The organism is Erythrobacter longus, assembly GCF_000715015.1.
Taxonomy (GTDB): domain Bacteria; phylum Pseudomonadota; class Alphaproteobacteria; order Sphingomonadales; family Sphingomonadaceae; genus Erythrobacter; species Erythrobacter longus.
Window position 1 is genome coordinate 72,827 of the sequence record NZ_JMIW01000009.1, and the last position, 11,747, is coordinate 84,573.

At 57.8% G+C, this 11,747-nt stretch carries 14 protein-coding genes; 7 read left to right on the forward strand and 7 right to left on the reverse strand.

All coding sequences use genetic code 11. The features are described from left to right. The first annotated feature begins 15 nt into the window (after positions 1-15). From dapB to EH31_RS15625, 4 genes are all read left to right on the forward strand, one after another. Entirely contained in the window at positions 16-744 is a 729-nt protein-coding gene (gene dapB, locus EH31_RS15610; RefSeq protein WP_034962112.1) for a 4-hydroxy-tetrahydrodipicolinate reductase, read from the forward strand. A 34-nt stretch (positions 745-778) separates the two neighbouring features. Continuing rightward, the gene (locus EH31_RS15615; RefSeq protein ID WP_051699354.1) at positions 779-1,642 is read left to right on the forward strand and encodes an ion transporter; all 864 of its coding nucleotides are present in this window, start codon (positions 779-781) and stop codon (positions 1,640-1,642) included. Positions 1,643-1,655: 13 nt separating this feature from the next. Next, on the forward strand, positions 1,656-2,306 hold the full coding sequence (gene nth, locus EH31_RS15620; RefSeq protein WP_034962113.1) for an endonuclease III: 651 nt from the start codon (positions 1,656-1,658) through the stop codon (positions 2,304-2,306). A gap of 62 nt (positions 2,307-2,368) precedes the next feature. After that, on the forward strand, positions 2,369-2,785 hold the full coding sequence (locus EH31_RS15625) for a hypothetical protein (protein WP_034962115.1): 417 nt from the start codon (positions 2,369-2,371) through the stop codon (positions 2,783-2,785). On the opposite strand, the gene EH31_RS15630 is transcribed toward EH31_RS15625, so the two are convergent. Genes EH31_RS15630 through dapE form a run of 3 tightly spaced genes read right to left on the reverse strand, consistent with a single transcriptional unit; the run spans position 2,774 to position 5,622 of the window. Then, positions 2,774-3,202, reverse strand: coding sequence for a GNAT family N-acetyltransferase (locus EH31_RS15630; protein WP_034962117.1), 429 nt, complete (start codon positions 3,200-3,202; stop codon positions 2,774-2,776). The genes EH31_RS15625 and EH31_RS15630 overlap by 12 nt on opposite strands. Continuing rightward, the gene (locus EH31_RS15635) at positions 3,202-4,458 is read right to left on the reverse strand and encodes a dicarboxylate/amino acid:cation symporter (RefSeq protein ID WP_034962119.1); all 1,257 of its coding nucleotides are present in this window, start codon (positions 4,456-4,458) and stop codon (positions 3,202-3,204) included. The genes EH31_RS15630 and EH31_RS15635 overlap by 1 nt, the downstream gene beginning before the upstream one ends. A gap of 6 nt (positions 4,459-4,464) precedes the next feature. Continuing rightward, the gene (gene dapE, locus EH31_RS15640; RefSeq protein WP_034962121.1) at positions 4,465-5,622 is read right to left on the reverse strand and encodes a succinyl-diaminopimelate desuccinylase; all 1,158 of its coding nucleotides are present in this window, start codon (positions 5,620-5,622) and stop codon (positions 4,465-4,467) included. 29 nt (positions 5,623-5,651) lie between these two features. Here dapE and EH31_RS15645 point away from each other — a divergent pair, with 29 nt between their 5' ends. Next, on the forward strand, positions 5,652-6,119 hold the full coding sequence (locus EH31_RS15645) for a cupin domain-containing protein (protein WP_034962123.1): 468 nt from the start codon (positions 5,652-5,654) through the stop codon (positions 6,117-6,119). 5 nt (positions 6,120-6,124) lie between these two features. Here the strand turns inward: EH31_RS15645 and EH31_RS15650 are convergent, their stop codons facing one another. Further along, positions 6,125-6,781, reverse strand: a complete 657-nt coding sequence (locus EH31_RS15650) for a glutathione S-transferase family protein (protein WP_034962125.1) — start codon at positions 6,779-6,781, stop codon at positions 6,125-6,127. Positions 6,782-6,936: 155 nt separating this feature from the next. Between EH31_RS15650 and EH31_RS15655 the strand changes: the two genes are divergently transcribed. Next, positions 6,937-7,335, forward strand: a complete 399-nt coding sequence (locus EH31_RS15655) for a VOC family protein (protein ID WP_241765958.1) — start codon at positions 6,937-6,939, stop codon at positions 7,333-7,335. Between the two features lie 59 nt (positions 7,336-7,394). Then, entirely contained in the window at positions 7,395-7,736 is a 342-nt protein-coding gene (locus tag EH31_RS17595; RefSeq protein WP_152553603.1) for a hypothetical protein, read from the forward strand. A gap of 218 nt (positions 7,737-7,954) precedes the next feature. On the opposite strand, the gene EH31_RS15660 is transcribed toward EH31_RS17595, so the two are convergent. The 3 genes from EH31_RS15660 to yidC all read right to left on the reverse strand — a co-directional run bounded on the left by EH31_RS15660 (position 7,955) and on the right by yidC (position 11,727). After that, positions 7,955-8,941 (reverse strand): hypothetical protein, encoded by a 987-nt coding sequence (locus tag EH31_RS15660; protein WP_034962129.1) that lies wholly within the window; start codon positions 8,939-8,941, stop codon positions 7,955-7,957. 259 nt (positions 8,942-9,200) lie between these two features. After that, complete coding sequence (gene yihA, locus EH31_RS15665) at positions 9,201-9,875, reverse strand: ribosome biogenesis GTP-binding protein YihA/YsxC (RefSeq protein WP_034962266.1); 675 nt, start codon at positions 9,873-9,875, stop codon at positions 9,201-9,203. Positions 9,876-9,930: 55 nt separating this feature from the next. Continuing rightward, a complete protein-coding gene (gene yidC / locus EH31_RS15670) occupies positions 9,931-11,727 on the reverse strand; it encodes a membrane protein insertase YidC (RefSeq protein ID WP_034962130.1) in 1,797 nt (598 codons plus the stop codon). Positions 11,728-11,747 lie beyond the last annotated feature (20 nt).

Consider the following 11,747-nt stretch of genomic DNA (forward strand, 5'->3'; position numbering starts at 1 on the left):
TATTGAGGTAAAGCAATGGCGAGGTTCGGAATTATCGGCAGCAAAGGGCGTATGGGGCAGGCGCTGGCCGCAGCGATTGCAGAGGCTGGGCACACGCTGGCAGGGGGCGTGGATGCAGGCGAATTACCGGGGCCGTTGGCGCTTGAATGCGATGTGTTGATCGACTTTTCCGCACCCACTGCGCTTGATGCGAACCTTAAGGCGGCGCGAGTTGCGGGCATTCCCATCCTGATCGGTACAACGGGCCTTGAAGAGGCAAACTTTGCAAGCGTCGAGGATGCGGCCAAGGCCATCCCCGTCCTGCAAACGGGCAACACCTCGCTTGGCGTGACATTGCTATCTGCGCTGGTGCGCCAAGCGGCGCAAAGGTTGGGTGATGACTGGGACATCGAAGTCCTTGAAATGCACCACCGCATGAAGGTCGATGCCCCGTCTGGCACGGCCAAGCTTCTGGGCGAGGCAGCAGCGAGCGCGCGCGGGGTGGACCTGGCGCAGGCAATGGACAGCGGGCGGCACGGACAAACAGGGGCAAGAAAGCCGGGCGACATCGGCTTTGCAACCTTGCGCGGCGGGACGGTTGCAGGCGATCACTCTGTAATCTTTGCAGGGAACGAAGAACGCCTCACACTCTCTCATTCCGCCGAAAACCGCATGATTTTTGCACGCGGCGCTGTGCGGGGGGCAGAGTGGTTGATCGGCAAGCCCCAAGGGCGCTACACGATGGAACACGTACTGGATCTTTGAGGTCGGTAAGTTTGGCAAGGTCGGGGGGACCAAAATGGCAGGATTGAGGGCTAAGCTTTACGAACAGCTCTTTGTCGGCGCGCATCCTGACGGGCGGCTCACCGTCCTCAACCGGCTACTGATCGTGACGATTATCCTCGCCGTTCTGGGGGCAGCTTTGGGGACAGAGCCAGAGCTTTCCGATGGCACGCATCGCGCCTTGCTCATCGCCGAACTCGTTTTTGGCACCATCTTCCTGGGTGAATATGTAGCGCGGGTTTACGCCGCAGCCGAAGCGCCGGGAGAGGGGTCGGCCTGGTCAAAGCGCTGGGCATTCATGCGCAGTTGGCTTGGCATTGTTGACCTGATCGTGGTGGTCGCAACGCTTGCGCCTCTTATCGCAGGCGATGCAGCGGTCTTGCGGGTTATCAGGCTTTTCCGCGTGATCGCGGTGATGAAATTTGGCCGCTTCAACCAAGCCATCCAATCGGTGTGGAGGGCGATTGCCGACCGCGGCGATGATTTGATCGTAACCGCGGCGCTGGCGTTTGTCTTTGTCCTGACAGGGGCCACTTTGCTCCACGTCGTGGAGGGCCACATTCAGCCCGAGCCCTTTGGCTCGATCCCGCGCGCGCTTTGGTGGGCGGTTATCACGCTGACCACGGTGGGATATGGCGATGCCTATCCGATTACGATCGTGGGCAAGATTATCGGAGGGCTTCTGGCGATGTCAGGGGTTGCGTTTGTCGCCATGCCCACCGGCATTATCGCAGCCGCCTTCTCCGATGCGATGCAAGAGCGCCGCGACCAGAAAATCCAGGAAATGCGCGAGCATCTGGAGCGCTTGGATGAGATCGACGAAAATGTCGTCGCCAAGCTTGAGCAGTTGGAGCGGGCAAGCCACAAGCCGCCTGAATGAAACAGATAGCACCATGACCAAAGACCAGATTTTCGAGTTCTTCCGGCGCTTGGCCGAAGACAATCCCGAGCCTGAAACCGAGCTTGAATATGGCAATGCCTATCAGCTGGTGGTGGCAGTGGCTTTGTCGGCGCAGGCGACCGATGTGGGGGTAAACAAGGCGACGCGGGCGCTGTTTGCGCAGGTCAAAACGCCGCAACAGATGCTGGAGTTGGGGCTTGAGGGGTTGATCGGGCATATCAAGACGATTGGCCTGTTCAACTCCAAAGCGAAGAATGTGATCGCTTTGTCGCAGCTTCTGATCGACGAATATGGGGGCGAGGTTCCCGACACGCGCGATGATCTGGTGCGATTGCCCGGAGTGGGGCGCAAGACCGCCAATGTCGTGCTCAACTGCTGGTTCAAACAAGAAACCTTTGCGGTCGATACGCATATCCTGCGGGTGGGCAATCGCACGGGGCTGGCCAAAGGCAAGATGCCCGAAAGCGTGGAGGCGAAGCTTGAGAAACGCGTGCCCCAGCCTTTCCGCCTTCACGCGCATCACTGGCTGATCCTGCATGGCCGATATGTGTGCAAGGCAAGGACGCCGGAGTGCTGGCGCTGTGGTCAGGTGGACTTGTGCAGCTTCCGCAAGAAGGTGTTGGAGAAGCCGAAGGGGCGGTGACTCATACAGCGTTCACAACTGCGCGCGCATTCTCACCTTGAGGGCCAAACAGGAGAGATCGTATGAACCGTTCACCGCTTTTCGCTGCCCCAGCCATCGCCACTCTAATCGCTGTTGGAGCCTGCGCTCCGGTTGAGGGCTCAAGCCGCGCTGACCCAGCTTTGGCGGGGCCCGCGGTTAAAGTCGTGGGTGAGGCGAAGAATTGCATCCGCACACAGGCCATCCGCCAATCTCGTGTGCGAAGCGACCAAGTGATCGACTTTGAGATGATCGGCGGCCAAGTCTATCGCTCGACCCTGCCCAACCGGTGTCCAAGACTGGGATTTGAGCGTGGGTTTTCCTACGCCACATCAATCAACCAATTGTGCAAGCAGGATATTATCCGGGTGATCTCACCGGTTGCCGGCCAGCTTGATCTGGGCGCAGGCTGCGGCCTTGGTGAGTTTGTACCGGTCGAATACATCACATCAGACGAGTGACTTGCTCAAATAATGCGACGCATACCCCTTCGGACGACCGGGCAGCGTTGCCATAAGCGCATAGCCGAGCTTCTCGTAGAACGGTTTTGCCTGCCAGCTTGTGGTCTCGACCAAGGCTTTCTCGCAATTGTGCCCGCGCGCAAAATCCTCTGCCTCGCTCATCAGCTCTGCGCCGATCCCTGACCCGCGCGCAGCTTCGTCCAGCCACACAAGCTCGATGTGCAGCGTGTTCCAGTAGCAAGTGGCTCTGATGCCGCCTTGGAGCGTGCCAGCGTCATCTTTGGCGAGCACGAAGAAGCGCACCTCATCGGCGATCTCTTCAAGATCGGGCACGTGGCGCTTGTTAAAGTCGATAATGCCTTGGCTGAGCGCTCCGGCGTCCTTTTCGGACGGATCACGCTCAACGCTGATCGGCATTACACATCGTCAGCCGAGATCAACTCAGCCCGGTCAAGTTCGCCGGTTAGCGCCGCAACTGTCACCGCCACCGCCGCGTCGCCGCTGACGTTGGTGGTTGTGCGCATCATATCCATGATCCGGTCGATGCCAGCCACCAGAGCAATGGTTTCCAGCGGCACGCCGACCGCGCCGAACACCAGCACCATCATGATCAGGCCAGAGCCCGGAATGCCTGCCGCTCCGATAGCGCCAAGCGTGCCGAGAACCGAGATCAGGACATAGTCGCCCCAGCTCAAATCCACCCCGAACACCTGCGCCCCGAACAATGTCGCGAGGCCCAGATACATAGCGGTGCCGTTCATATTGATCGTCGCACCAAGGCTGATGACGAAGCTTGCAACCGAGTTCGACACGCCAAGGTTCCTGCGGGCACAGCGCAAGGTGACGGGCAATGTCGCATTGGAGCTGGCCGTGGAATAGCTCACCGCCATGGCGTCGATGATGCCGCGGAAGAAGTCAATCACCGGTAGTTTGGCGATGAATTTGATCATCCCACCATAGATGAGCCCGATGATGAGGAAGCATCCAAGATAGTTCAGTACCACCACAATGCCGAGCGCCTGAAGCGCATCAACGCCCAGCGTGCCCGCAACCCAGGCCATCAGCGCAAAGACGCCGAACGGGGTCAGCTCCATCACCACCATAGTGACTTTCTGCATCACGACGCTGCCGGATTCGAAGATTTTGAGCACGGGCTCGCCTTCTTCCTTGGCCATCAAAATGCCGATACCGATCAGAAGCGAGAAGATGATGAGCGGAAGCACGTTCACATCCGCCATGACCTGAACCGGGCTCGAGGGGACCATTTCGAGGATCATCTGCTGGACGGTAACTCCGTCTTCTTGCCGCGCCTGAGCGCGTTCGAGAGCGGCCGCGTCCAAATTCATCGCGCTTGCATCAAGGCCAGCGCCCGGCTGCACCAGAGTGCCAATCCCAAGGCCCAGCCACACCGCCATTTGCCCGGTCACAACAAAGAGAAGAAGCGCGCGCCAACCGACGCTGCCAAGCTTGCGCAAGTCCCCGATACTGGCGACCCCTGCCACAAGACTGAAGAAGATCAGCGGCACGACCAGCATCTTGATAAAGGCGATGAAGATATCGCCCACGATTTTGATGGACGCAGCCCCCGGCCCCCAGAAATAACCGACGATAATGCCAAGAATAAGAGCGCCAATCACCCGCTGCCACAGCGGAATTGCGAACCACGTTTTCATGCGTTCTTACGCCTCTTCTTGGGTTGTTTTGAGCGTGAATGCGCCCAGAGCAGCTTTTGTGTAAATCCGTGCTAGCGCATCCAGATCAGGAATGGCCACCGCTTCGTTGCGCTTGTGCATAGTTGCATTGCACAGGCCAAATTCAATGACGGGGCAAACGCTGCGAAGGAACCGCGCATCGGACGTGCCGCCGGTGGTGGAGGCTTCCGGGGTGACGCCTGTCTCTTCCTCCACCGCCTTTGCCAGCATGTTGGAAAATGCGCCGGGAGCGGTCAGGAACGGCTCGCCCGAGATGATCGGCAAAGCGCGCCCACCATGATTTTCGGCAATCGCTGCGACACGTTCAGACAGGCTGTGGCCGGAATGAAGGTCGTTGAAGCGGATCGAAATCCGCGCACGCGCCTCAGCCGGGATTACATTGTGCGCCTTGTTTCCCACCTCGATATCGGTGACCTCAAGGTTGGAGGGCTGGAACCAGTCGGTGCCTGTATCGAGCATCAATTCGTCCAGTTCCTTTAGCATCGCGACAAGCTTGGGAATGGGGTTATCCGCAAGGTGCGGGTAGGCGACGTGGCCTTGCGTACCCTCAACCGTAAGCCAGATATTGACCGAGCCACGGCGGCCAATTTTCATCATATCGCCGAGGCGATTGACGGATGTAGGCTCGCCCACAAGGCACAGGTCCGGCTGAATACCTTGCCCGCGCATATAGTCGATCAGCGCGCGCGTTCCGTGGAGTGCCGGACCCTCTTCATCGCCTGTGATGATGAAGCTGATCGTGCCTGCGTCCGCTGGAATATCGTGCGACGCTGCGACCATGCAGGCAATCGCGCTTTTCATATCGACCGCGCCCCGGCCATATAGGAGCTCGCCTTGTGTCGTGGGCTCGAACGGATCGCTTTCCCACCCATCTCCCGGTGGCACCACATCAAGGTGGCCTGCAAAGGCAAAATGTCTGGAGCCTTCTGGCCCTTTGCGGATGGCAAAGAGGTTTTCAACCGGCGCCTCATCGCTGCCTTCTTCGCCATCCCCGCGCGTAAAGCGGTGGATGTCAAAGCCCAGCGGTTTCAGCATCGCTTCCATCACATCGAACACTTCGCCGGTCGCAGGCGTTACGGAAGGCGCTGAAATTAGGCGCTTAGCGTAGTCTAAAGCTATACTCATAACGCAACAGCTAGCAGGAGATGCGCCCAATGCCCAAGCTTGATTTGAATGCCATCGCGCAAACCAATGCGACTGGATACCCTGCGCCTTTCAATGAGCCGGTCAGGGGCCGCCATTATCGCCGATTGGCACCGGCTGCGGGCATGGAGAAACTGCGCGCAAGCCATGTCGTGCTGGAGCCGGGCGCATGGTCATCACAGCGCCATTGGCACCGTAGCATTGACGAGCTTCTGGTGATGATTTCGGGCGAGGCCGTCTTGGTCGAGGACGCGGGCGAAACCGTCATTCGCGCAGGCGATGTGGTGGCATGGCCAGCAGGCGAGAAAAACGGCCACCATTTGCAAAACCGGGGTGATGCGCAATGCGTGTTCCTGGTTGCCGCTGCGGGTGACCACGAAACTGACGGCGGCGAATATCCAGATATCGACATGGTGTTTGAGCCCGGCGGATATTTCCGACGCGACGGGACACGGTACGAAACGGATCGCATCCCGTAACCGCCTCAGGCCGTTTCAAACTGTTCGATCACCCATTCTTCGTCTTCTGCTGCCGCAATCCACTGCGCCATCCAGTCGTGCTCCCAAATCGCCTGCATATAGCTTTGCGCAAAGCCGGGTACGCCAATGCCATAGGTGATAAAACGCGAGACGATCGGCGCATAGAAAATGTCCGCTGCGCCAAATGTGCCGAACAGGAATGGGCCAGATGACCCATGGCGCGCACGCGCCTCGGCCCAGAGTTGAAGGATCCGCACCACTTCGGACTGGGCTTTTTCGGAAAGGTTTTCCAGCGGCACTCGGCTGCGCACATTCATCGGCATTTCGCTGCGCAATTCGCCGTAGGATGAGTGCATTTCCGCAACCATCGCCCGCGCCATGCCGCGCGCCGCCTCATCCTTTGGCCAATATCTGTCGCGCCCAACCTTGTCGGCAAGGTATTCCATGATCGCAAGACTGTCCCAGATGACATTGTCGCCATCCCACAAGATTGGCACCTTGCCCGAGGAAGGCTGAAACTCTTCGCCCTGCTTTTGCGTCTCCCAATGCTCACCCATAAGCGGCACGGTGATCTCTTCGAAATGCAGGCCCGATTGTTTCGCCGCAAGCCAGCCCCGCAGCGACCAGCTTGAATAATTCTTATTGCCGATAATCAGTTTCATATGTCTGCCTGCTTCCACCTGACGGGCTGCGAATTCGGGGCCAACCTAGATATTCAGGCTTTCGCTGTCGAGCCTGAACGGGTTACAATAGTGCATCTAAACCTCCTGGAGCTTGCCTCGTGTCCCATTCCCATTCTCGACTGGCCCCATTCCATTTGGCCTTTCCCGTCGACAACCTTGAAGAAGCGCGCCGTTTTTACGGGCAATTGATGGGCTGTGAGGAAGGGCGATCTTCGGATGAATGGATCGACTTCAACTTTTACGGTCACCAGATCGTCGCTCACCTTGCCCCCGCCAATAGCCGCGATGCCGCAACCAACCATGTCGATGGACACGGCGTACCGGTGCCCCACTTTGGGCTCGTTCTGGAGATGGATGCGTGGGAGGCGCTCGCACAGAAATTGCGCGATGCAGGAACGCAATTCGTGATGGAGCCGACCGTGCGCTTCAAAGGCAAACCGGGTGAGCAAGCCACGATGTTCCTGCGCGATCCAGCGGGCAATGCTCTGGAGTTCAAGGCGTTCGCTGACCGGGGGCAGCTGTTCGCCCGGTAAGGCGAAATTAACGCTATTCCCAAGCAACCTCTTAGCAAGCATCCGTTATTTCATGAAGGATGTTGGAAGCTCTAACAGCCATCGTATTCGTAATCGCGTCAGGCAATGTCGCGGCAACGGCGGTATCTGACACACAGGCAGATAACCCGGCTTCGGTGCAGGCTGATAGGGCGGCTGATACGGCACAAGACAGCAGAACTGCACGGATTGCTCGAATGCGCGCCAAGATGCGTTCATCAGGGCCAAGAGCATCGCGCGTTCGGTGTGCCCATGAGGCGTGCGACCCGTGCGAGGCAGGCGGCTCAAACACGCCGCAAAATGCACAGGCATCGCGTTCCCAAGTGGCAGTGAGCAATCGTGCCAGCACGCAGCCGACTTCATGCGATACGCCCACGGCCTAAACTTTCAGGCCTGAACTATCGGGCCTAGACTATCGGGCCTAGACGATAGGGCAGCGCCCTTCTTCCACAATTGAAAACCGGCCACAGGTGAGCGCACCGTGCGCCCGCATCGCCGCAGCTGACAAATCAATCGCACATACGAAATCGCCGGGCACCCATCAGGGCACCCGGCGATCACAGGCCTCCAGCAAGTGGACAGACTTGCTGGTGTCTTTGAATTACTGGCTTACGCTGGCTGAGTTGCCATTGCCGGACTGAACAACATCAGAGAAGTTGCCGTTCGTTGCTTGATCGACATCTGCGTCGTTGAAATCGCCGTTCTGCGAAACAAAGCTGGTGTTGTCATCGCCCGACTGGAGCACGTCGGCCAGGTTGTTGCTGCTCACAGAGCTTGCGCCCTGCTCGATGCCGCTGAAGTTGCCGGTTCCGGACTGGTTGACCAGAGCAACGTTGAACGACCCGCCGCTAAAGCCCTGGTCGACGAAGCTCTCGTTATTGTCAGCCAGTTGGTTGACGGTTGCTGTGTTGTTGTCGCCATCCTGAAAGATGGTCGAGGTTGTGCCGGTGACCGCTGCGCCGACCAAGCCTTGGTTGACGTCAGCAAAGTTCGTGTCGCCGCCCTGGATCGTCAGGTCGGTATTGCCATCACCAATCTGGTCGACAAACACGACGCCGGAGATGCCGGTTTGTGTGACGTCGGACAGGTTGGATGAACCTTCCTGAATGGTTTCTGCGACATTGGTCAAACCGCTTTGCGTGATGCTTGCAGTGCTGCCTGAGCCGTTGTCCTGATCGATCAAGGCGATGTTTGAGCTTGAACCGCCACCGTTTCCGGTTTGCGTGATTGTAGCGGTTGCATCGTCTGACAAAACGTCTTGGACAACGATTGCCACATCATCGGATGCATCACCGCTTTGTGTGACCGTTGACGTGCTGTTCAGGCCGTTTTGGAAAACGCCTGCTTCGTTTGCGCCAGTTGCGGTCTGTGTGATGGTCGATGTGTTGCCCGTGCCGATCGTTTGATCAACCCCGGCCACATTGTTGTCGCCCGACTGCGTCACGCTCGACGTGTTCGAGTTTTCCTGAGAGACATCGGCGCTGTTGCCATTGCCGGTCTGGTTGACGCTTGACGTGCTCTGCGCAGCTGCTGGAGCCGCCATGGCAAGAGCGGCGATTGATGCGCCTGCAAGGATGATCTTTTTCATTGGGTGTGGTCCTCTGGTCGTTATTGCGCATTTGCCAGTGGCTCGTGCGCGTTTGCCTGGGACCGGTTTTTACGGCGAACAGTTTCAGCAAAGTTAACAGAGAGGAAATGGCAACCTACGCGAAAATGCGAGGTTGGTTTTCTATGGTGAACCAAAGCCTTGGTTGAGCATCGCCAATCATGGACAAAGGCGTGAAGGTGTTAACAAGCGGCACGCTCTCGCCCCCGGCTCGCGGGAAAACACACGGATTTTGCGTTAACTAATTATCGAAGTAACTTGCGCCCAAGGCATCTTCGACAACGGCGGCACGAAGTGCTTCGATCCCCATGCCTTTTTCGCTGCTCGTTAGGTGGAGCGTGGGAAAAGCAGCCGGGTGTTTGCGCGATTCGTCAGCGATTCGGTTTGCCACACGCTCAAGCTCGCTCGCCTTGATCTTGTCGGTTTTGGTAAGAACGATGCGATAGCCAACAGCCGCCTCATCAAGCATCTTCATCATCTCGCGGTCGACCTCTTTAAGGCCATGACGGCTGTCGACCAGCACGAGGTTGCGCGCAAGAACCTGGCGGCCGCGCAGATAGGTGCGCACCAGCTTCTTCCAGCGCTCGACCACTTTTACAGGCGCCTTGGCAAAGCCATAACCCGGCATATCGACAAGGCGAAACAGGGATTTGCCGTCCGGCACATTGGGATCAGCCATGCCGATTTCAAAGTAGTTGAGTTCCTGTGTGCGCCCCGGCGTGACCGAAGCGCGCGCAATCGACTTGCGGCCCGTGAGCGCGTTCAAAAGCGAGCTTTTGCCAACATTACTTCGCCCGCAAAAGGCGATCTCAGGCACGGTGGGTTCGGGCAGAAACTTAAGCTGCGGTGCAGACAGAAGAAAGTCCACGCGGCCTGAAAACAGGCGCGAGGCCTTTCGCTCGCGAAGCTCTTGCACCTTGAGTTCAAGGGCGCGCTGTTCCAGCTCTTCTTCAGTTGGGCCAGTCACGCAGTTACGCCCCGCCCTTTTCAGCTTTTTCGCGCTCTTTTGCCTGCGCTTTTTCCGCTTTCTCTTTTTCCGCAGCAGCACGCAATTGCGGGTGCTTGGAATAGAGATAGCTTTGCTGTGCCACGGTCAGAATGTTTGAGGTTACCCAGTACAAGAGGAGCCCGGCTGCAAATGGTGCCATGACGAACATCAGCACCCACGGCATCAGATTGAATATCTGCTGCTGCATCGGGTCCATCGCGCTTGGGTTCAGGCGGAAGGTGAGCCACATGGTGAAGCCCATCAGAACCGCAAGAACGCCGATGCCAAGAAATCCCGGCACGTCGTATGGCAAAAGGCCAAAGGCGTTGAGGATCGTTGCAGGATCAGGGCCGGAGAGATCCTTGATATAAAGGAACGGTTCGTGCCGCATCTCAATCGCGAGATAGAGCACTTTATAAAGGGCAAAGAAGATCGGGATCTGAATGATCAGCGGCAAACAGCCAGCGAGCGGATTGACCTTCTCTTCCTTGAACAGCTCAGCAATTTTCGCCTGCTGGGTTTGTTTGTCGTCCTTGTAGCGCTCTTGCAGCGCCTTCATCTTGGGCTGGATCGCCTTCATCGCTGCCATTGAACCAAATTGCTTTTGCGCAATCGGGAACATCAGCCCGCGGATAAGGACGGTGAGCAAGATGATGGCGACGCCAAAGTTGCCAACAAGGCCATTGAGCGTGCGCAAGAGCCACAAAAGGGGCTTTTCAAACCATTCGAACCAGCCCCAGCTGATCGCTTTGCCGAAATAGGTGATGCCGGTATCCTCGTAAGCATCGAGGATTTCGCTGACCTTGGCGCCTGCGAAAAGCTGCGTGCTTTGCGTCAATGTGCCGCCAGCGGGCACAGTCTTGGCATCATAGATAAGGTCAGTGCGGAACAGATTATCGCCCAGCGAACGCCAGCCAGCGGTGTCCGTCTCGCCCTCACCCGGGATCAGCAGGCTTGCCCAGTGGGTATCGGTAAATCCGAGCCACGATGCAGCGCCAGCGGGCGTATCTCGGCCAAGTTCAGCAAGCTCTTCGTAGGAGTTGGGATCATAAAGCGAGCCGCCAAACACCCCGGTGGGCCCTGCGTGCGCAATGAATTGATCGGGCGACGCGTTGGTGCTGGTGCGTTTGATATAGGCGAAGGGCTGGATGATTGTCGCGGCCTGTGAACCATTTTCGACCGATTGGTCGACGGCAATCATATAGGTGTCATCAATCGCGAACTTGATCTTGTAAGTGATGCCGTTTTCATCGGTGCGCGACAGGGTGACCGGCGAATTGACCCCAAGAGTTTCGCCGTCTGCTTCCCAGACTGCGCGGCTCGACACACGTTGGCCTGCGACCACGAAACCAAATTCGGCGAAATGCTCAATATCGGTATTGCCCGGTGCCAGGAAACGCACAGCGCCGCTGTCCTTGTCAGTGGTCGCGTTGTAATTCTTGAGCACAAGGTCATCGATCCGCGCGCCCACCAGATTGATGGAGCCTGCAACGCTGGGCGCATCGATCTTTACACGGGCTTGCGCCGCCAAGGCTGTCTTGAGATCAACCGGACCAGATTGCGGCTCCGCTTCACCCGATACGGCGTTGCTCGCAGTGGAAGCGCCAGCGGTGGCTGCGCCAGCAGGCTCAGCGGTTGAAGACGCCTGCGCGTCCAAATTGGCCTCAGCCACATCCGCCTCAGGAGGGGCCGGGTAAAAATACCGCATCCCCACGTCCCAGCCAAGAATAAGCAAGCCTGATAGCAAAACGGCGAGCAGAAGATTACGCTGATTGTCCAAGATGAAAGCCTTAAAGTGAT